The organism is Cyanobacterium sp. Dongsha4 (assembly GCF_036345015.1).
GTDB lineage: Bacteria > Cyanobacteriota > Cyanobacteriia > Cyanobacteriales > Cyanobacteriaceae > PCC-10605.
Genome location: NZ_CP084098.1, coordinates 2,208,527 through 2,229,838, shown reverse-complemented (window position 1 = coordinate 2,229,838; position 21,312 = coordinate 2,208,527). Strand labels below are relative to the sequence as shown.

Annotated in this window: 21 protein-coding genes; 10 read left to right on the top strand and 11 right to left on the bottom strand. The window is 36.1% G+C overall.

Annotation, left to right across the window (positions count from 1 at the left end; all coding sequences use genetic code 11):
• Positions 1-169: 169 nt before the first annotated feature.
• The 3 genes from Dongsha4_RS09705 to Dongsha4_RS09695 form a co-directional block, all read right to left on the bottom strand.
• Complete coding sequence (locus tag Dongsha4_RS09705) at positions 170-778, bottom strand: DUF3011 domain-containing protein (protein WP_330202205.1); 609 nt, start codon at positions 776-778, stop codon at positions 170-172.
• 16 nt (positions 779-794) lie between these two features.
• Positions 795-1,766, bottom strand: coding sequence for a TAXI family TRAP transporter solute-binding subunit (locus Dongsha4_RS09700; RefSeq protein WP_330202204.1), 972 nt, complete (start codon positions 1,764-1,766; stop codon positions 795-797).
• Between the two features lie 225 nt (positions 1,767-1,991).
• Positions 1,992-3,212 carry a molybdopterin-binding protein gene (locus Dongsha4_RS09695; RefSeq protein ID WP_330202203.1) on the bottom strand — a complete coding sequence of 407 codons (1,221 nt, stop codon included), beginning with the start codon at positions 3,210-3,212 and terminating at the stop codon, positions 1,992-1,994.
• Between the two features lie 319 nt (positions 3,213-3,531).
• Here Dongsha4_RS09695 and Dongsha4_RS09690 point away from each other — a divergent pair, with 319 nt between their 5' ends.
• Both Dongsha4_RS09690 and Dongsha4_RS09685 read left to right on the top strand, forming a co-directional pair.
• The gene (locus Dongsha4_RS09690; RefSeq protein WP_330202202.1) at positions 3,532-4,722 is read left to right on the top strand and encodes a pyridoxal phosphate-dependent aminotransferase; all 1,191 of its coding nucleotides are present in this window, start codon (positions 3,532-3,534) and stop codon (positions 4,720-4,722) included.
• Positions 4,723-4,797: 75 nt separating this feature from the next.
• Entirely contained in the window at positions 4,798-5,103 is a 306-nt protein-coding gene (locus tag Dongsha4_RS09685; protein ID WP_330202201.1) for a hypothetical protein, read from the top strand.
• A gap of 459 nt (positions 5,104-5,562) precedes the next feature.
• Here Dongsha4_RS09685 and Dongsha4_RS09680 read toward each other — a convergent pair whose 3' ends face one another.
• Positions 5,563-5,910, bottom strand: a complete 348-nt coding sequence (locus Dongsha4_RS09680) for a YkgJ family cysteine cluster protein (protein ID WP_330202200.1) — start codon at positions 5,908-5,910, stop codon at positions 5,563-5,565.
• A 140-nt stretch (positions 5,911-6,050) separates the two neighbouring features.
• Here Dongsha4_RS09680 and psb30 point away from each other — a divergent pair, with 140 nt between their 5' ends.
• The 3 genes from psb30 (at position 6,051) to Dongsha4_RS09665 (ending at position 8,627) form a co-directional block, all read left to right on the top strand.
• The gene (psb30, locus tag Dongsha4_RS09675; protein WP_015220078.1) at positions 6,051-6,182 is read left to right on the top strand and encodes a photosystem II reaction center protein Ycf12/Psb30; all 132 of its coding nucleotides are present in this window, start codon (positions 6,051-6,053) and stop codon (positions 6,180-6,182) included.
• 159 nt (positions 6,183-6,341) lie between these two features.
• A complete protein-coding gene (gene malQ / locus Dongsha4_RS09670) occupies positions 6,342-7,856 on the top strand; it encodes a 4-alpha-glucanotransferase (protein ID WP_330202199.1) in 1,515 nt (504 codons plus the stop codon).
• A 225-nt stretch (positions 7,857-8,081) separates the two neighbouring features.
• On the top strand, positions 8,082-8,627 hold the full coding sequence (locus Dongsha4_RS09665; protein ID WP_330202198.1) for a dCMP deaminase family protein: 546 nt from the start codon (positions 8,082-8,084) through the stop codon (positions 8,625-8,627).
• Between the two features lie 13 nt (positions 8,628-8,640).
• On the opposite strand, the gene ruvA is transcribed toward Dongsha4_RS09665, so the two are convergent.
• The 6 genes from ruvA to trpE all read right to left on the bottom strand — a co-directional run bounded on the left by ruvA (position 8,641) and on the right by trpE (position 15,066).
• Positions 8,641-9,273, bottom strand: coding sequence for a Holliday junction branch migration protein RuvA (gene ruvA / locus Dongsha4_RS09660; RefSeq protein ID WP_330202197.1), 633 nt, complete (start codon positions 9,271-9,273; stop codon positions 8,641-8,643).
• Positions 9,274-9,344: 71 nt separating this feature from the next.
• Complete coding sequence (gmk, locus tag Dongsha4_RS09655) at positions 9,345-9,917, bottom strand: guanylate kinase (RefSeq protein ID WP_330202196.1); 573 nt, start codon at positions 9,915-9,917, stop codon at positions 9,345-9,347.
• Between the two features lie 175 nt (positions 9,918-10,092).
• Positions 10,093-10,521 (bottom strand): YraN family protein, encoded by a 429-nt coding sequence (locus Dongsha4_RS09650; protein ID WP_330202195.1) that lies wholly within the window; start codon positions 10,519-10,521, stop codon positions 10,093-10,095.
• A gap of 241 nt (positions 10,522-10,762) precedes the next feature.
• A complete protein-coding gene (locus tag Dongsha4_RS09645; RefSeq protein ID WP_330202194.1) occupies positions 10,763-12,484 on the bottom strand; it encodes a diflavin flavoprotein in 1,722 nt (573 codons plus the stop codon).
• A 172-nt stretch (positions 12,485-12,656) separates the two neighbouring features.
• The gene (locus Dongsha4_RS09640; protein ID WP_330202193.1) at positions 12,657-13,295 is read right to left on the bottom strand and encodes a hypothetical protein; all 639 of its coding nucleotides are present in this window, start codon (positions 13,293-13,295) and stop codon (positions 12,657-12,659) included.
• A gap of 238 nt (positions 13,296-13,533) precedes the next feature.
• Positions 13,534-15,066, bottom strand: coding sequence for an anthranilate synthase component I (gene trpE / locus Dongsha4_RS09635; RefSeq protein WP_330202192.1), 1,533 nt, complete (start codon positions 15,064-15,066; stop codon positions 13,534-13,536).
• 122 nt (positions 15,067-15,188) lie between these two features.
• Between trpE and Dongsha4_RS09630 the strand changes: the two genes are divergently transcribed.
• From Dongsha4_RS09630 to Dongsha4_RS09615, 4 genes are all read left to right on the top strand, one after another.
• Entirely contained in the window at positions 15,189-15,620 is a 432-nt protein-coding gene (locus Dongsha4_RS09630; RefSeq protein ID WP_330202191.1) for a tetratricopeptide repeat protein, read from the top strand.
• A 66-nt stretch (positions 15,621-15,686) separates the two neighbouring features.
• Positions 15,687-16,844 carry a DegT/DnrJ/EryC1/StrS family aminotransferase gene (locus Dongsha4_RS09625; protein WP_330202190.1) on the top strand — a complete coding sequence of 386 codons (1,158 nt, stop codon included), beginning with the start codon at positions 15,687-15,689 and terminating at the stop codon, positions 16,842-16,844.
• 50 nt (positions 16,845-16,894) lie between these two features.
• Positions 16,895-17,794 carry a tRNA (5-methylaminomethyl-2-thiouridine)(34)-methyltransferase MnmD gene (locus Dongsha4_RS09620; RefSeq protein WP_330202189.1) on the top strand — a complete coding sequence of 300 codons (900 nt, stop codon included), beginning with the start codon at positions 16,895-16,897 and terminating at the stop codon, positions 17,792-17,794.
• A gap of 192 nt (positions 17,795-17,986) precedes the next feature.
• Positions 17,987-19,021: an HD-GYP domain-containing protein gene (locus tag Dongsha4_RS09615; RefSeq protein ID WP_330202188.1), complete on the top strand. Its 1,035-nt coding sequence runs from the start codon at positions 17,987-17,989 to the stop codon at positions 19,019-19,021.
• Positions 19,022-19,221: 200 nt separating this feature from the next.
• On the opposite strand, the gene Dongsha4_RS09610 is transcribed toward Dongsha4_RS09615, so the two are convergent.
• Positions 19,222-20,175, bottom strand: a complete 954-nt coding sequence (locus Dongsha4_RS09610) for an asparaginase (protein WP_330202187.1) — start codon at positions 20,173-20,175, stop codon at positions 19,222-19,224.
• 500 nt (positions 20,176-20,675) lie between these two features.
• Here Dongsha4_RS09610 and apcB point away from each other — a divergent pair, with 500 nt between their 5' ends.
• Positions 20,676-21,188, top strand: coding sequence for an allophycocyanin subunit beta (apcB, locus tag Dongsha4_RS09605; protein WP_015219151.1), 513 nt, complete (start codon positions 20,676-20,678; stop codon positions 21,186-21,188).
• Positions 21,189-21,312 lie beyond the last annotated feature (124 nt).

The window sequence follows — 21,312 nt, the reverse complement described above, 5'->3', positions numbered from 1 at the left end:
TATGATTTCTCTTTTAGGTGGGCAATAAGCAATCGTAATAATAGCTAAAAAGCAAAGAGTACAAATGAATAGTTGATAAAACAAGAGGGCAACAAGAGAATAGACTCTCCTTGCCTAACGGAAAACACCTGATACCTAAAACCTCTATCTTATCTATCACTCATCGAAACTATCGTCTTCTAATTTCAAAAACCCCACGACATCCTTGATCAACCCAAATACCATCTCGATCGTAGCCCCACGTACTACCTTCCCAACATCCAGAATTACTAAGTTGTCGTCTCATCACAACACGATCGCCTCTGCGAATATCTGCACCACAACGGGTATAATTTCCTCGGTCAGAATTGCAAGTAATTGTTCGATCATCATAGTTATTGTAATTACCACCACTGTTATTATCTGAACCACTGGCAATAGCGGCTGCGATCGCACCTACCGCTAAAACACCACCGATAATTGCCGCCGTATTATTTCCACTACTATTATTATTGTTGTTGTAATTATCTCCTCTTCCTCTGACAGCAAATTCAGCACTACAACCACGATCAACCCAAATACCATTGCGATCGTAGCCCCATGTACTTCCTTGACGACACTCTGTTTGACTCAATTGACGAATTAATTTGACACCCCCTCTAGTGTCAGCATCACAAAATTTATAACGCCCTTTGTAAGACTCACAGGTAAGACGACTTTCTGCAGATGCAGGAGTTGCTTGAGCAAAAAATCCACAGCTAATGACGCTAATTAAAGCTAACTTATACCAATGCTTCATTTTTAATTTCTCCTCCTTATTGACTAACACACTGAGACATTCTTTCTGGGGTTTCATCGTGGAATAGTTTTAAATCCACTTTTTTCCAAATCGGATTACCATTTGCCTGTAACCAAGATAAATTATTTTTAATCAAAGAAGCCACAGGAGACACTTGTTCACAACTATCATTTTCTACTGTAAACAATAATGATTGAACCGCAAGAGTTTGAACTTCCTCCGATTGCCACTCATAAGTATTGCCTCGGAGAGTAGCAGGAGAATATAAACGGGAGAAAAAATCATCATCTTCATTTATAGCTAAACTGATGGGCAGAATCTGAAAATTATCTTCCTTCAAAATTTGTTCTGTTAAAACCTTTGCAGGAGCTCCCACCACATAAAACATCGCATCAATTTCTCCATCTCGTAGAGCATCAATACTACGCTTTACATCATAAGTCAACAACTCTTGAGGATTAACTCCCCATTGAAAAAGTAAAGTTGTAGCGGTTGCACTTGTTCCACTATTTTCATCACCAATAGAAATTATCTTGCCCTCTAAATCTTGCACTGACTTAATATCTTTCCGTGTAATAAGATGGACTTCTTCTTGATAAAGAGGTAAAACTATTCTTAAACTTTCAGCTTTGCGACGTATTTCCTCATTGTCATTAGCAAAGGTGTTGTAAAAAGCAAGAATATCACTCTGAGTTAATCCCAAACTAACACTGTCATAGCGGAAAACATCATCAATATTTTGTAAAGCCCCTTTTGTCGCAATAATGTCTATATCAAGATTATTTTCTCGGGCTAATTTTTCAATATCTTTAGCCGCCCCATAATATTCTCCTGACTCATCTCCTGCAACAATATTAATTTCTGTTGCAACATTTTGAGCCACTGTTGGATAGAGCAGAGAAAATGAGGTTATAACTGTAGCAGTAATTCCTAATACTCCTGAGAGAAAAGGAGAACTGTCAATTAATCGCAATGATTTTCTTTTCATTGTACAAAAATCCGACAAGTTTTATTTATATATGCGATAATTCTAATGGAAAAATCAGAAATAGCCACAACTAAGATTTATTCGTTAGGGAATTAGGAGATTAGGGTATTGGGGTATTTAGGGAGAAACTAATTTTTAACTTAAATTAAAGTGCATCATTACGAATCACTGATTGTTAATTACCATTGCTTACCATAATCTGAGAATTGCATAAACGAGTCTCAATTAATTTATAAGAAAGATAGAAACATCATCCCCCATTTCAATTAAATTAACTCCCACTGGAATAATTGCTAAACTATTTACTCCTTGCAGATTAATTAAATTACCAGAATTATGAGAACCTTCTGCCATACTAAATTGATAGTAACCATCCACAAGATTAGTATAGCCCCATAAATAGGTTTCTCTTGTTCCTTGAGAACGCAAATGATTACAAGTTATACCTTTAACAATGGGTAAAGAAGAAGGATTTATTTCCCCTGATAATTTTGCGATCGCATCTTTAAGAAAACGCCAACAAGTAACCATAGTGGAAACAGGATTTCCCGGAATACCAAAATATAATTTATTCTCTCCAAATGTAGCTATAGTTAAAGGTTTACCCGGTTTCATTCTGACATTTTTAACCTTGATTTCTCCCCCTAATTTTTTAATCACTTTATCCACATAGTCATATTCTCCTACAGACACTCCCCCAGTGGAAATAATCCAGTCAGCTTCAGCTAAAGCTCTTGTTACAGCTATTTCAAGGGCATCTAATTCATCAGGAATAATGCCCCATGGTAAAGGAATAGCCCCATTTTGTTTCAAGAAACTGGCAATCAAGTATTGATTAGAGTCGATAATTTTCCCTGTTTGTAGGGTATCTTGAGGACTAATTAATTCATCTCCTGTGGAAATAATGGCAATACGAGGCGATCGCACTACAGGTATATCTAAACATTGTGCCGTAGCTAAAATAGCCACTTCAGGAGCATTAATGCGACTTCCTGCGGAAATTAAACACTTTCCTGCCTGATAAAATGAACCTTTATGCCTTACAAATTCTCCTTTGAGAGGGGGATGAGTAATTGAGACATTATCCCCTTGACGGAGGGTATTTTCTTGAATAACGATAGTATCAGCCCCTTTAGGTAACATCCCCCCTGTAAAAATTCGAGCCGCCTCTCCCATTTTTAATTTTTTTTTGGGGCTATATCCTGTTTTAATTTCTTCTACTACTTTTAAGATTACGGGATTTTTTTCAGATGCAAGGGCAACATCACTATATTTAACAGCATAACCATCCATTGCCGAGTTATCCCAATAAGGAAAATCTAAATCAGAGGTAATATCTTGCGCTAAAACACGATTATCAACTGAAGAGAGAGAAACTAATTCTATATCTTTAATGGGTTTAATTAAATTAGAAATAATTTGTTCTACTTCATTAACATTTAACATGAATTAATTAGAGATTGATTTTGATTAATTGTTAAGATTCTAACAGCGAAAGAGCAAAGGGCAAGGGGTAAGACAAAAAAGGCAAAAAGGAAAGGGAAAAGGGCAAGGGGCAAAGGTAAATAGTTGATAATTAATAACTCCTAACTCCTAACTCCTAACTTGTTTCCCCCTACCACCTGCAACCGTCAAACCCGAAACCTGACAGCTCTTTCTGAACATGGCTAATACTTTTTTAGCAAATTATGGTAATGTTTTTTACTGATCAAGATTAAATAATTATTATTTACTAATAGATAATTTTTTTCTTATAATAAATTCCATGACACAATTAGCCGACCCCAAAGGGAACTGCTTCGCAGAACGCATCTCCCAAGTAACTCCCTCTATTACCTTAACCATCTCTGCAAAAGCTAAAGCAATGAAAGCTGAGGGCTTAGACGTATGTAGTTTCAGTGCAGGAGAGCCAGATTTTGATACCCCCAATCATATTAAAGAAGCGGCGAAAAAAGCGCTAGATGAGGGTAAAACTAGGTATGGAGCGGCGGCGGGAGAATTACCCCTCAAAAATGCGATCGCATCTAAATTGCAAAGGGATAATAATTTAAACTATCAAGCGGAAAATGTCATTGTTACTAATGGGGGAAAACACGCCTTATTTAACCTTATATTCGCCTTAATTGAGTCTGAAGATGAAGTTATAATCCCCGTACCCTATTGGTTAAGTTACCCTGAAATGGTGACGTTAGCTGGAGGAAAATCTATTTTTGTTATTACCTCCGCAGAAAATAATTATAAAATCACCCCTGAGCAGTTAGAATCGGCTATTACTCCTAAAACTAAACTCTTAATCCTCAATTCCCCTTCTAATCCCACAGGAGCAGTCTATACCCCCGAAGAAATCCGCTCTCTTGCAGAAATTGTTGTCAAACAAGATATATTAGTAGTATCAGATGAAATTTATGAAAAAATCCTTTACGAAGGAGCAACCCATCTGAGTATCGGTGCTGTCAACGAAGAAGTTTTTAAACGGACTATTGTTTGTAATGGATTTGCCAAAGCCTATTCTATGACTGGTTGGCGTGTGGGTTATATTGCAGGTAGCGTGGACATCATCAAAGGCATGACAACAATTCAAAGTCACACCACCTCTAATGTTTGTAGTTTTGCTCAATATGGCGCGATCGCAGCTTTAGAATCTTCCCAAGACTGTGTGAAAGAAATGCTAGAAGCCTTCACCGAAAGAAGAAAATTTATGTACTCTGCCATACAATCTATTCAGGGTATTAGTTGCCCTTTACCCTACGGAGCATTTTATCTATTTGTGGATATTAGCTCAACTGGCTTAAAATCCCTCGAATTTTGTGAAAAACTCTTACAACAAGAAAAAGTTGCTACTATCCCCGGTATTGCTTTTGGTGATGATAATTGCATCCGTCTTTCTTACGCAACGGATATGACAACCATTGAAAAAGGAATGAGTAGGTTAGATAAATTCATTCGGTCGGTGTAAAATTGAAGCAAGGACGGGAGTAAGGCTAATAATACTTCTATCCTCTGAGTTCTTTTATCCATTAACAATTTTAACATGAGTACAGTAACAGATAACGATTTAAAAGAGTTAAAGGATTTAATTAACTCTAAATTTGAGCAAGTTGATCGCAAATTTGAGCAAGTTAATGAAAAAATAGACTCTCGTTTTGAGCAAGTAGATAACAAATTAAATGATATGAGAGTGGAAATAGCATCAATTAAGGGTAATCAAGAAGGGTTTAGCAAAAGACTTGATAATCTTGAGTTTACTAACAGAGGTATTTTTATAACCGTTGTCAGTGGATTACTCCTAGCAGTCATCACTTTAACAGTTAAATTCTTAGCACCACCAATGAGCTAAATTTTCTCAAAGGGGCTGTAACATTACCTCAATATTAAAAATGTTTAGCAAGTGGCTGAAGGAGAATGTTATTATCTAACCTCAGTTTGGTTTAAGAATATAGGGTAAGTATTAGGTTGTTGGGGAATTAGCGGTACTTAAGCTAAAAATATCAAACTATGAGTCTCAAATCCTTATGAATTAAAGATTTTACATCGATTGATAACTTTTCCTTTGATAGTAGGAGTTTCAGCCATTTTTATCGTGTTTACCTAAATCCCTTACGCTGACCGTATTTTAGGCTATTTTTGCACAAAAATTTCTCAAATTACCATTACGCTGTGCCTTTGGCATCGCACCCCTTAACTTTCCTGAGATTAGAATATAAAGCATAATGGTGTTACATTCAGTATGACAAGGTATAACAATTAAAAAGTTGTTGGACAAAAATATAATTTCAGTTCGATGGAATATTGAAACCTAATTAACTTGACTAATATATCTCTCCATTTCTTCACTTTCCTCACCGTAAACAGCCTCAATTTGTTGATGGCAACAATCGATCGCAAATTCTTCAAATTCTTCTAAGGGTATGTCATACATCTGCTCAAAAATATCAGGTTTTACACGACAAAAACGAGGTCTATCATCGTAAATATTACACTTCCGTAGCTCATGATCATAGTTAATGCACCAACCATCTTCTCCCACCATGCTCAAATATAAGGTCAATTCCTCCTGAGTTAAATACTGCTCTAAATCGGGGCGATCGCTCGGATCTAAATTACAACACGCACCACAGTTTTCAATACAACGCCATTGATTCATAGAAGATAAAATCTGTAACAAAACTTAATAAATTTTCCCTAAACAGACAGATGAATAGGAGAACTTTTCCTAGTATGATATATTCTGGTGAGACTAAGAAATAAAATTTAAAATTATCAATTAAAAAGCTAGGAGTTACTATGGATTTTATTAGCAATTTTTTTAGTAATCTAAACTTAGAAGTCATTTTACAATTGACCTCTGTTAGTTTTATATTAATTGCCGGTCCTGTAATTGTGTTTATTCTTTATGCTTTGCGTGGAGATCTCTAAATTACTTTAGTTCGAGTAATTATTACTATCAATTGACCCTTGACAGTTGACAACACAAAACCCCTTTGTAGAGTCAGAATATTCTTTGTTTTTATTTTTCATTGCCCCTGCAAGTTACGCAAACAGGCTTATAGACAACATTTTTAGGATATAGTTTTTATGTTAAATCGTAGATTGAGCGGTGTTTTGCTCCATCCCACCTCTTTGCCCAATGCTTACGGTATTGGAGACTTAGGAAATAGTGCTTATCGTTTTGTAGATTTTTTGAACGAAAGTGATCAAGGGGTATGGCAGATTTTACCGTTGGGTCCTACGGGGGCTGGAAATTCACCTTACTTAGCTTATTCTGCTTTAGCGGGGAATCCTCTTCTAATCAGTGTAGATATTTTATTTGGGGATGGTTTAATAACTCAAGAAGATTTAGATAATCTTAGCAATGCTTTCGCTTCTCACTCTCCCACTCATATTGATTATGATTTAGTTATTCAAACTAAGTATCCTATTTTACGCAAAGCCTTTAACGCTTTCCAAGAAAGAGAAAAAGACGAATATGCCAAAGAATTTGTTGATTTTTGCCAAACTCATAAAGACTGGCTAGAAAACTATTCTCTCTACATGGCTTTAAAAGATTACTACCAAGATAAACCTTGGTTTCAGTGGGATGAAGATATTGCCAAAAGAAAACCAGAAGCCATTAAAACTTGGCAAGAAAAACTGGCGGAGGAAATACTTTTCCATCAATTTTTACAATTCAGTTTCTTTCGTCAATGGTGTAATTTAAAAGACTATGCCAATGAAAGAGGAATCAGTATTTTTGGAGATATTCCCATTTACGTTGCTCATGATAGCGTCGATGTGTGGGCTAATCAAAGTATTTTTTGTTTGGATGAAGAAACAGGGGAAGCGGCTTCGATGGCAGGTGTCCCACCAGATTATTTTAGTGCCACTGGTCAGCTTTGGGGTAATCCTGTTTATAATTGGCAAAAGCTCAAGGAAACTAAGTTTGCATGGTGGATTAAACGCATTAAAGGGATGTTGGAATATGTAGATGTAATGCGTATTGACCATTTTAGGGGTTTTGAGGCTTATTGGGCAGTACCTCAAGGAGAAACTACTGCTATGAGCGGAGAATGGAAGGAAGCCCCCGGAGATGAATTTTTTGCGGTATTAAAGCAGGAATTAGGTACTTTACCTATTGTGGCGGAAGATTTAGGGGTTATTACTCCTGAAGTAGAGGCTTTGAGGGATAAATATGGTTTCCCCGGTATGAAAGTTTTACATTTTGCCTTCGACTCTGATCGAGATAATCCTTTTCTACCTTATAATTACCAGAATAATTGCGTTGTTTATACTGGTACTCACGATAATGATACGACTATCGGTTGGTTTGAAAAACGTTCTCACGAAGATAAACAAAAAGTAATTGATTATTTAGGGGCAGTTTGCGATCGCGGTATTCACTGGAGTATGATTCAATTAGCCTTATCCTCTGTTGCTAACTGGGCAATATTCCCCCTACAAGACTTATTAGGTTTAGGTTCAGATGCAAAAATGAACACCCCCGGCACTATAGAGAATAATTGGACTTGGCGTTTTCCTGAAGGGGCTTTAAACCTTGATGTTACTGGTCATTTTCGTTATTTAACTTATCTTTATGGTAGGAAAAATAATTAGTAATTAGTAATTAAGACAAGGCAATAGGCAAAGGGCAAAGGGCAAACCCCCCTTTTTCCCCCCTCGAGAGGGGGGAAAGCAATGGGCAAAGGTGAATAGTTGATAATTACTCCTTATTCGTTACTCATTACTCCCCTAAACCTGACACCTCTGTCTCAACCCCGAATCCCTGTACGGGCGAATGGCCATTCGCCCCTAACTAACTCTGAACTCGAACTCAAAATCATGTCCACATTAGAAAGAGAAATACATCGCCCTACTTGGGATGAATACTTTATGTTGATGGCTAAGTTAGCATCGACTAGATCAACTTGTCTCGCTTTTCCCGTTGGTGCGGTAATTGTTAAGGATCGTCAAGTGTTAGCTACGGGTTATAATGGTTCGCCATCAGGCTCTGCCCATTGTACTACACAGGGTTATTGTTATGAGGGGTTGAGCAGTTGTGATGCAAGTAAAACTCTACCTTCTCGGGCGGTTCATGCGGAGGCAAATGCGATCGCACAGGCGGCCAGACACGGTATTGCTACCCAAGGGGCAACTATTTATGTAACTCTTGAACCCTGTATTGCTTGTTTGAAATTAATTATTTCAGCAGGAATTAGAGAAGTATTTTACGAGACTAATTTTAATTCAGGAAATAAGTTATTAGTGCGAGATGCTTTTGTTGCTGATAATTTAGTTACCTTAAAACAAATGAATGTTAGGGAGGCTATCGCTTCTAATGCCAGTCGTTTTCTTTTAGAACCAGTTTCTCTGTTAGATTTTAAATAAAAATCAAGATTTATCAATTCAGAGATAAAAATGCGATCGCGCTTCTAATCCATTCCTCTACATGGGGATTTTTCTGTAATAAATTATCTTGACTGATAACAGAAATCGCTTGTTGAATTTCGTTGTTGGTGTATCCTAGTGCCAATAAAGTCATTTCCAAGTCTGCCATAATTTCCTCACTAGGTAAAAAATTACCACTGTCAACTCTAACCCCCGCATTAACTCGCCATTGGGCAAGTTTCGTTTTTAACTCTAAGGCTATTCTTTCGGCGGTTTTTTGTCCGATACCGGGAGTTTTTGATAATAAACGAATGTTTCCCGTAACAATGGCTTGAACTAAGTCTTCTAATCCTAAAGTATCAATAAGTGCGATCGCAGTTTGAGAACCAACTCCAGAAACACTGATTAATTGTCGAAATAAATCTCTTTGAGCAGAATTTTCAAAACCATATAGTATGTATTGATCATCTCTTACTTGAAAATGAGTAAAAACACTGATAATCTGATCTGAATTTGACTCTAATTGTCTGATAAAGCGACTAGGAACTTGAATTTCATAGCCAGTATTATTAACTTCTAATATTAGAAAATAACGATTATTATAAGCATTTATACTATTAACTATTCCCTTAAAATAATTAAACATAATTTAATCTCATTTGTTCAGCAAAAGTATCTGGATTTAGGCAGGTTTCAGGTAACAGGTTTTAGGTAATATTAACCCTGCACCCCTGTTATAATTTGCTCAATAGATGCGATCGCATTTTCTAATTGATCATTAATAACTTGATAGTCAAATTCATTACAGGTAGATAACTCAAATTTAGCTTTTTCTAAACGCTTAATAATCGACGATTCTGGGTCTGTTCCTCTACCTCTTAATCTCCGTTCCAATTCCCCTTCTGAAGGGGGTAAAATGAAGATTCTAAGGGCATCTGGGAAAGTTTCCTTAACTTGTCTTGCCCCTAAAACCTCAATTTCTAAAATAACGATTTTCCCTTGTTCAATTTGTTCAATAACTGGTTGTTTCGGAGTTCCATAATAGTTACCGCTATACTCCGCCCATTCCAACAATTGAGAGTTATCAATCATCTGTTTAAAATCATCTTGAGAAAGAAAAAAATAATCCTGACCATGAATTTCTCCCTCACGGGGTTTGCGAGTCGTAGCCGAAGTAGAGATAAAAATTTGTGAATGTTTAGCCAGTAATTGCTTGACTATTGTTCCTTTTCCCACACCGCTAGGCCCTGTAATAACAATTAGTTTCCCTTGTTTTTCTTGTTGGTTCATTATTTGCTTATATATTACTTCTGGCGATCAGTTTTTTTGTAAAGAAAAAGTTTTTTAGATTAAGTCTAATAGTGTAATAACTAATTTATATATGATGCAATAGAGTTACTTAAGTTCGGGATGAGAGGCGGAGAACACACATAAGTACATTGATACTAAATATTCTAAAATAGACTTAAAAAGCATTTTCCAGATAATCAAAAATTTCAAATTGATAGCCTTCATAGTTGAACTTTGGTTTTAGACAATTATCACTAATGGAAGATATTACCTCAGAGTTAGTTAATTTTTTGTAAGTCAATAATGCAATATCAAAACGACAATTCCAATCAGTAAATATTTGATTTTTCTCTAAAAATGAACTAGCTGTTAAACAGATTTTTTCTTGTTTTTTATGATTAACAGAATAAAGCCCGTTATCATCCCAATTGTTTTTACTGCGAGTTTTAACTTCAACAAATATAATTTCTTTCAAACTTTTATTTATTACTATGAGGTCAATTTCACCCCAACGACAATGCCAATTTGATTCTATAACAGAATAACCCTTATCTGTTAACCACTGGGCAATTATTTTCTCTCCTAAACTGCCTATTTTTCTCACTTTTGATTAGCTTTTAATTCTTTTTTTGTTAGAAGGGCAAAGTTAAAAGGGCAAGGGGCAAAGGTAAATAGTGTTGGGGTGAATAATTAAAAACTCCGAACACTCCGTTCACGACTAAAAGAAGTGTACGAGCGTAGCGAATTCTCTGAACTCTGAACTCCGAACTCCGAACTCATCACTTGTTTCCCCCTAATACCCTAATACCCCAATCTTCCAACACCCTGACACCTCTTTCCTATTTTTAGTAGTAGTTACCGACTTTGCGATGATGTACGGCGGTTAAAGCGTCTGATTTTGAAACTCTACCTGCTGTAACTTTACTATAAACTATCCAATGATCTCCGCAATCCATTCTACTAACGACTTGACATTCTAAATAAGCTAAGGCATCAATAAGGATAGGTGAACCATTATTGGCTGTTTGGACTTTCACCCCTGCAAAACGATCAGCACCGGGGGGGAAACGTTTTAAAAAGTGTTTCATTAAGTTTTGATAGTTTCCTTCTTCAAGGATATTTAAGACAAATGTGTCATCTACTTGTAGCAAAGATTCGATCGCACGATCTTTAGCAACGGCAACGGTAAATCCGGGGGGTTCAAAACTAGCCTGTGTTACCCAAGAAGCTAACATAGCCCCGTTAGTTTCACCTTTTTGGGCAGTGATAATATATAAACCGCCACTTATACGCCCAATCGCTTTATCTAGGTCACTATCAAGGGCTTTTCTTTGTTTAATGGTTGCTTTTTTGGTTAAAAACTGTCCTAAGTCAACTCCAGATTCTTCGCATATTTGATAGGTGGTTTCTTGGGGAGTCTCTTTAATCCGAATAGAGGCAAAGGCTTCATTTAAGCCTAAATCTCTTAATTTAGTCCCTAAAGGATCAATAGGTTCGTCATCGCCACCATAAGACTCGTATAAACCAAAGTATTGTTTGCTGTTAACTGTAGCTAAAATTGTACCAACTTTGTTGTTTAAGGCTTGAGATGATAGGGGGGGCATTCCCAAGACTACTCCTGCACTAGAACTTACTATTTCGGGTATTTCTTGAATTTCTATACCATTGAGATCGAACATTTCTACTGTAATCCCAGTTTTGGTAATTCCTTTGGCAATGGCTTGAGAGATGCGATCGCTGTATCCATAATCAGAAATATAAAATACTGCAACCGTTTTTTCTCCTTTACTTTGTTCACTACTCCAACGGTGATAGCGATCGAGCAATTCTTTGACATTATACTTGAGAATAGGTCCGTGACCATTAGCGACAAGACTAATTTCCCCCAATGCGTCCATTCTTTTCATGGCGGATAAAACCGAACGGGCATTAGGTGCCATTAAACACTCATAATAAAAGCGGTAGTCTGGTTCAATGTCTTGTAAATTTTCATCATAGAGATAATCACTACAATAGTGCATCCCAAAAGCATCACAGGTAAACATAATACCAGTGCCATGATCGTAGCTAAAAATGGTGTCAGGCCAGTGCAAATTAGGAGCATTAACAAATTCAATTACATGACCATTACCTAAATCGAGGCGATCGCCATTTTTGACAATTTGTTTTTTAAAATCGAGGTGAACAAATCCCTCTAAAAATTGAATAGCAACTTTAGAAGCCACGACCGTAATATGAGGGGCAATTTCTAACAAGTCTTTAACTAAGCCACTATGATCAGGTTCAGTGTGGGAAATAATGAGATAATCAAGATCTTGGGGATTAATAACCTGATTTAATGCTTCAAAGTATAACTGTTTAAATTTGAGATGGGAAGTATCAACTAAAGCCTTTTTTTCTGACTCAATTACATAGGAATTATAAGTTGTGCCGTTTTGCAAACCAAATTCTATATCGAAGCGATCGCGATCCCAATCTAAAGAACGAATTGCGGTAGTATCCTTAGCAATAATATCAATTTGCGTAGTTAAACGATGAGAGGTTTTTTGAACGGTGGTTGCTACCATAAATTAAATCCTCTTTAATAATAATTTTTTATCTTATTAAACCATTATAGGTTTGTCTTAACTTAACTGAGGATGAGGATTATTTATAACAACCATAAACAAAGAGTTTTTTTAATGAGCTTATGTTAAATGTTTTCGTCAAAATCTATTAATTTTAAATCTGAACCCAAGTTTATTCATGTATTTTAGAAACACTAACTCTTCCACCGATATTTGCGATCGCATCTAAAGCCGCCGCCGCCCCCGCTTTAATATCCCTTTCAGCACCCCCTAAATAAAGTCGTCCAAAACTACCCACCGCCTGAACTGTCAAAATATTAATCAAAGCCGCCTTCTCCGCTTCATTTGCCGCCAATGCCGCATAAGCAGCTGGTTTTACCTCCAACACATAAAGAGTTTCTCCTGCTAACAACATTTGTCCTCGACGATTACGATTAATGATTTGAGCTTGATAAGGGTCAATATTACGAATAATTTGGCTAGAAACCACCTCTGGCTTCAGAGAATCTTTTTCACTCACTCCTAAAGCATCTAAAATCGCCATTCCAGCAGTTTTCACTTCCCCTTGATTACTGGAATGAATCTCCAATAAGCCATAAAGACGTTCCACAAATTGAACTCCCGGTCTGACTACCGCAGACTTCAAAGCCACATCAGTGATTCGATTTATTTCAATTCCGGGGGATATTTCAATCCATAAAGAAGCATCACCGGGTAAAGGTAAAAATCCTAGAGCAACCGTACCTATATAGGAAGCGTGTTGAGGTTGTAATCGATCGAGATAGACATAGCTTCGGAGTTCAACACCCATGTTAAAAATGACAATTGAGTTAACAAGAATCAATTATTAAGTATTCTCTGAGTTTAAGCAACCTGAATCATTATTTAGGTTTGGAGTTATGAAACAGGTTTGACGGTTGCAGATGTGAGGTTGTTGGGATATTGGGGTGTTGGTTAAACACTTTTGCCTCTTGTCCTCCTCCCTAAATAGGGGGGATAAAGGGGGGTTTGCCTTTTATCTTTGCCCTTTTTTTATTACGAATTTTCACTTAGCTTAAGCTACTAATCGCCTCTAGCAAACCTCTAGCTTTATTCAAAGTTTCTTGATACTCCTTGTCTGGATCTGAATCGGCGACTAAACCTGCTCCAGCTTGAACAGATACTAAATGATTTTCCTTCCCAGAAAGAGTTTCCACAACCATCGTTCTAATGGTAATAGCAGTATTTAACTGCCCTTCAAAATCATAGTAACCATAAACCCCAGAATAAGGACCTCTTCTTTCGGGTTCAAGTTCATTAATAATTTCCATTGCCCGAATTTTAGGTGCTCCACTGACTGTACCAGCAGGGAAAGCCGCTTTCAATAAATCCCATGCACAGTAATCCCCTGCTAACTCTCCCACAACGTTACTAACTATGTGCATTACGTGGGAATAACGTTCAATAACCATCAATTCATCGACTTCCACACTTCCTTTTACACAGACTCTGCCTAAGTCATTTCTGCCTAAATCTACTAACATGACGTGTTCTGCCCTTTCTTTGGGATCATTAAGTAAGTCTTGGGCTAAAAATTGGTCTTCTTGATAGTTTTTGCCCCTTGGACGTGTTCCTGCAATGGGACGGACTACGGCTTTGGTTTTGCCATCATTGGTTTTTTCTGCTTTAACCATTACTTCGGGAGAAGAGCCGATTAACTGCCATCCGTGAAAGTTATAGTAAGCCATGTAAGGGGAAGGGTTAATCAAACGTAAGGAGCGATACAACTCAAAAGGATGACCTTGATAATTAGATTGTAATTTCTGAGAAATGACTACTTGAAAAATATCTCCTGCTTTAATGTATTCTTTAGCTTTTTCCACATTGGCACAAAAGGCTTCTTTACTGGTGTTGCTTTTGTATTGAATGCGGGGATTTTTTTGAGTTTTTGGGGGAGGGTTAAATTCAAGGGGCTTTGCGGAAACGGGTAAAGGTAATTGTAGTTTTAAAACTAATTTGGAAATTTTGTCACAAGCCTGATTGTAGATTTCTTCTAGGCTTAAATGTTTCTGTCTTAAATCTGCATATGCGATCGCCCATATTTTTCTTTTAACTTGATCAAAAATCAATAAATTATCTACCTGCATCCAAATACCATCGGGCAAACTTTCCCCAGAGGCAGGATAAACAGTGACTCGTGGTTCAATCCAAGAAATTAATTCATAACCCCAATAGCCAAATAGTCCACCAATACCGGGAGGCAACTCTGGTAATTTAACAGGTTTAATGGTTTCTAAACATTGAGAAAGGATGTTAAAGGGGTTTCCTGAAAAAGTTTCGATTCTACCATCACGATGAATTTGTTTGGTCTGACTTCCTCTTGCTTCTAGTATCCAAACAGGATCACATCCTAAAAAGCTATATCTTCCTAAATTTTCCCCACCTTCTACTGACTCTAATAAGAAACTATAAGGTTGATCTGCACAAACTTTATACCAAGCAGAAACAGGGGTTTCTAAATCCGCTACCAATTCTCGATAAACAGGAATAAAATTTCCCTGATGAACAAGGTTAGAAAATGCAGAAAAATCGGGAAAAATCATGGGTTATAAACATCAATCACATTACGAGTATAAAAATAATTCTACCCTAAATGTTGCATGGTTTTGGATTTGTCGAGGGTAAAATAGTTAATAACACTTGCTTAAAAATATTTTTATAACTAATGGTTAACGCAAACAAAAAAACCACTCCTAAACAAGTTTTTCGCCGAGTTTTTGTTATTTTATCTGGGCTTTCTTTTTTCTCTTTTTCAATTTTTGGCGTTATAAAAATGCTGAAAAGCCCTAGTAATGCCAATCAACCTCAACAACAAGAAACTGATTCGGCTCAAGCACTTTTAGAAAAAGAGGCTCAGGGTTATAAATTGGTTTTGCAAAGAGAACCTGATAACATTTTTGCTTTAGAAAAGCTAGTTCAAATTTACTTATCTGGTGGAGATTTAGCGTCTGCTTTACCCTCGATGGAGAAATTAGTAAGTCTTCAACCAGAAAACCAAAGTTATCAAGAAGCCCTCAGTTTTATTAAACAAGGTTTAGCACAGCAAAATAATCCATCTACAAATACGCCAAATCCTCCTTCTCAATCTTCTGAATGATGATAGTTTTTTCCGATGAAAAAATAGTGTAAACTCTTAGATTAATCATCCTCTTAGTAGTCATTCATGAAAATTCCCATTCTTGATTTAAAGCCTCAATACCAATCCTTAAAAGGGGAAATCGATAGTGCGATCGCCTCTGTGTTAGAATCAACTCAATTTGTTCTAGGTTCAGAAGTAACAGCCCTAGAAACAGAAGTAGCCGATTATTTAGGTGTAAAACACGCTATTGGGGTAAATTCTGGGACAGATGCCTTAGTTATTGCCTTGAGAGCTTTAAATATAGGAGCGGGAGACGAAGTTATTACCACTTCATTTTCTTTTTATGCTACGGCTGAATCTATCAGTATTGTCGGGGCTACACCTATTTTTGCTGATATTTCTACTACCACTTTCAACATTGATACCAACTCAATTTTAGAAAAAATTACTCCGAAAACCAAAGCAATTATACCCGTACATCTCTATGGACAACCTGCCGCTATGGCTAAAATTCAAGAAATAGCCAAACAGTATAACTTAAGGGTTATCGAAGATTGTGCTCAAGCATTTGGTGCAATATACTATGGTGATTGTCCAGATTGTCAGGAAAATTATTGTCAGCAACCCTTAAGGGATTCTTTAGTTGGTAAATATGTGGGTAATTTAGGCGATGTTGGTGCTTATTCTTTCTATCCCACCAAAAACCTAGGGGCATACGGAGACGCAGGAATGATTGTCACGAATAATGATGAACTCGCTGAGTTAGCTAAAATGTTGCGAGTTCACGGTTCAAAAAAGAATTATCATAATGAATTATTAGGCTATAACTCACGTCTTGATAGTTTACAAGCCTGTATTTTAAGAGTAAAATTAAAGTATATAAATCAGTGGAATAAAACAAGACAAAAAGTTGCAGAAATTTATAATCAATTATTAGTAAATAACGAAAATATTATTACTCCTAATATTAGTAAAGGTCATGTTTTTCATCAATATACCATCAGAGTAATAAATGGAAAAAGGGATCAACTGAAAGAATATTTAGCTCAACAAGGCATAGGCTCAATGATTTATTATCCCATTCCTCAAGATCAATTACCTGTGTATAAAGATAAATACTTTCCGAATCCTATTTCAATGAAGTTAGCTGAGGAAGTTTTAAGTTTACCAATTTACCCTGAATTAACTCAGGAAAATATAGAATTTGTTGCTCAAACTATTAATGATTTTTTCTCTAGTTAATCTCTGAATTCTAAAAACCTCAAATCCCAATTCTTAACTCTTTTTTCTTTATGACATCTTTTGAAACAAGAATCACGGAAGATGGTTCAAAAACTTTTTACTCGTCAGAGTTTGGAGAAACATTCCATACTAAATATGGAGCAAAAACGGAAGCAGAAATAACTTATATAAAAGGTTGTCGGATACCAGAAAAAATTAAACATCAAAATCATTTACGTATTCTCGATATTTGTTTTGGTTTGGGTTATAACACGGCGGCGGCTATAGACTATATTCTGAAAGAGAATCCTCGGTGTTATATAGAAATCATTGGTTTAGAATTAGATGAAAATGTTCCCATTCAAGCCTTAAATAATAATCTGCTAAATGATTGGCAACCAGCAGTTGTTGATATTTTAAAAGAATTAATTATTAACAAACAGGTAATTTCACCTAACTTTAAATTAAGTTTATTAATTGGAGATGCAAGAGATGCGATCACATCTTTAGTAGAACAAAATTGGCAAGGAGATGCTATTTTTCTTGACCCTTTTTCTCCTCCTAAATGCCCTCAATTATGGACAGTAGAATTTTTGTCTTTAGTAGCTAAATGTCTTAATCAGGAAGGTATTTTAGCAACTTATTCCTGTTCTGCCGCAGTACGCACAGCCCTACAATTAGCAGGATTAAAACTAGGTGCAAACTTTTGTATCGGGAGGCGATCGCCCGGAACTTTAGCTAGTTATACTGAAGAAATATTACCCCCTCTATCATTAATGGAATTAGAGCATTTACAAACTAGAGCATCAATTCCCTTTCGAGATTTATCCTTAAGGGATACTGCGGAAATTATCAAAAAAAGAAGAGAAAAAGAGCAACTATTAAGCAATTTAGAACCAACAAGTAAGTGGAAAAAAAGATGGTTTAATCCGAAAAAATTGCGTAAATTAACTGATGACAATCAATTATAAATATCTAACAATAGAAGTATAAATAAAGTAAAAAATCTAAATTTAATATTTCTTTTATTTTTATGTAGCATTTCTCAATCATTTGTGGAAAATACTCCTTTCATTCCTTCTTTTTTACAGGAATAAATGTTGTTACGAATTGCTATACAAATTAGATAAAAAACAGAAAAATATAGAGGGTTGTGATTAATTATGATTAAATGCAAACAAGTGCAAGAACTAAGCACTCAAGAAATAGCCCTTCCCACCGTTTCTACACCTAGCACTATTATGGTAGTAGATGATCAACCTTTGAGCTTACTTCACGCTGTTGATTTAGTCCAATACCAAGGTTATAAAGTGGTAGAAGTCAATGATAGTCGTCAAGCCTTAAAAATCGCCTTTGAAGAACAACCCGACGTTATTCTGGCGGATGTAGTAATGCCAGAAATTAATGGTGTGGAATTAACTAAACATCTAAAACTTGAACCTCATACTCAATCAATCCCTGTTTTATTGATGTCTGTTACAGAAGAATCTCAACTACGTCATCAAGCCTTAAAAGCTGGTGCAGAAGATGTAGTATTAAAACCTCTTGATCACACTATTTTGTATCCAAAACTAAAAAATCTCGCTCAACAAAAACGCCTCAATGAAGTTTTAAATCAAACTCAAAAAGTTTTACTCAATCTCGCCACCTTAATCAAAACAAAATCTGGTTATGATCATCAATCATCATTTCAGTTAGCCAATTTAGTTAGAGGTTTTGCAGAGCATTTAGAATTACCTCATAGCGATATAGAAGACTTAGTATTCGCCGCTTATCTTCATGATATAGGAACAGTAAATATTCCTGATTATATTTTCCACAAACATGGAGCATTAACATTAGAAGAGAAACAAATAATTCATCAACACTGTGTTATCGGAGAACAAATTTGCCAACCTCTACATAACCGCCCCAACTTATTAAAAATCATTCGTCATCATCATGAAAAATATGATGGTAGTGGCTACCCAGATGGTTTAACGATGAAGCAGATACCTTATTTAGCACAGGTCTTTCAATTAGTTGATATATACTATGCACTAACTCAAAACCGTCATTATAAAACCACTTATACTCCTTCATCTGCCCTCGCTATTCTTGAAGAAGAAGTAATCAAAGGATGGCGTAATCCTGAATTATGGGAGCAATTTAAGCAATTTATTTTTCTTCAGTTATCTTCTTCTTGCTTATCAATTTAAACTGATTTCATCAGAGTTGCATATAAAATTGTTGGTTAGGGTGGGGAATAGGTAACATTATTTCTAAATTTCTAATTGATGTTAACTAGGGTTGAATTGATTTGAAATGCGTTTTTTCCTCAATTTAATTTAATGATTTTTAAAGGAAAAACTATAACTCTTTCAATAGGTTCTAATAAATAAGTAGTAAATTTTCCAACTTATAATAAAGTTAATTCCCCTGCTACTTCCAACCTTCTATAATCATCAATTCTTAAGAACATTTCTCCTAAATTTTCCGCTACTGTAGGAGTTATCCACCCCATTTGTTTTAAAACATGAATTGCAGTGGCGTATTTTGCTCTTTTTGCACCATCCAAAACCTTAATTGCTAACCCCATATTCTGTCCAATATTTCCCACGCATTGAATACCTTCGGCCCCTGACTTACTTACCAACATACCATCAGTTAAATTCATTAATTCCGTATCAAAAGCCCCCTCTCCTGCCACCATAGTGGGGTGATTCGTCATTGCTCTTACAATTCGCTCTAAATCAATACTATTGCCATTTGCTAACTTAGCGTAAAGAGTGGCCATTTGTGATAATTCTAAAGCATAGGTGGGTACACCGCAATCATCTCTAGCACTCATAATCTCATCGGCAGGAATAGACAATAATTCCGCAATTTTATGTAATATTAACTCTTGAATCGGATTAGACTTGTAGTAATAGGTGTCTAAATTCCAGTTTCTCTGCTTACAAGTAGCTAACATTCCAGCGTGTTTTCCTGAACAATTATGTTGTAAAGCACTATTTTTTCCCGCAGGAATAGGACATTTCAAAAAACTAGGCTCAATATCCGCACGCCAAAGTATATTAAAAACTTGCCTAGCTTGTTCAATCGTACCCTGATGAGAACTACAAATAATAGCCAAATCCTGATCATCTAAATCAAAACGCTCAATAACTCCTGTGCTAGTAACAGCAAGAGCCTGAAAGGGTTTCATTGCTGAACGCATAAAAGAGAATGTTTCTGCATCCCCAGCCACTGCAAGAACTCTTCCTCGATCATCAGCAACTACAACCTCAGCTTGATGTATTGATTCGACAATTCCTTCTCTGAGGAGATGTATTTCTAAGCGGGGGTAGCTAGGGCGTTTTAATTTAGTCATTGATATTGAATTTTTCCGATAATTATTTCAGAGTTTCAACTAAGTAATCTTAGCATATCTCAAGGTCTAAGTAGAGGGAATTAGGGGATTGGGGTATTCGGAGAAGTTTATTAAACACTTTTACCCTCCCCCTGCTTAGGGTGGATAAAGGGGGGTTTCTTTTAAGGGGAGATAAAGAGAGGGGTTTGCCTCTTGCCCTTTGCCCTTTTTACTCAGATTAAATAAACTTGCGGATAGAATTGGTGGATTTTCATAGACTATCAACAAGATGTAAAGATTTTATACTTTTCTTATCAATTGAGGTAAAGAAATAAGATAATAGTCTCGCTGTTTATAATCATTATTGTAAAAGGAAGCCACTCTTTCCTTGAATGAGTTAACAGTAGTCTTATTTGTAAAAAGGTAATTCCTTAGCATATTGGCTTTTATCACATAATCAGATATAAGATCAAAACTAACTGTTTAACTTGAATTTATAAAATCTTGTTTAGGAGAAAAAAATGTTAGTTGATGCTGTCACCAGTTTAATCAAAAACTATGATGTTACGGGGCGCTATTTAGATCGTAATGCCCTAGATTCTTTAAAATCCTATTTTCAGTCTGGCACTACCAGAATTAAACTTGCTACGATGATTAACGGTAATTCTCCCGACATCGTTAAAAATGCTTCTCGTCAATTATTTGAAGAAGTACCCGAATTAATCCGTGCTGGTGGTAATGCTTATACTACTCGTCGTTATTCGGCTTGTTTAAGAGATATGGACTATTATCTTCGCTATGCTAGTTATGCTTTAGTGGCAGGAGATAACGCTATTTTAGATGAGCGTGTTTTACAGGGTTTAAAGGAAACCTATAACTCTTTAGGTGTACCTGTTGGCCCCACTGTGCGCGGTATTCAAATCATGAAAGAAATGATTAAGGATATGGCATTTCAAGCGGGAATGGATGATGTTAATTTAGTGGATGCTCCTTTTGACCATCTTACTCGTGAGTTAAGTGATATTTCTGTTTAGTATATTTTTTTGAGTAGTTAATAGGGAGTTTGGGGTGAGGAATTTGGGAATTGGGGCATTAGGGAGAAGTTAATTAAACTCTTTTGCCTCTTGCCCCTTGCCTTTTTTACTTTGCTCTTTGCCT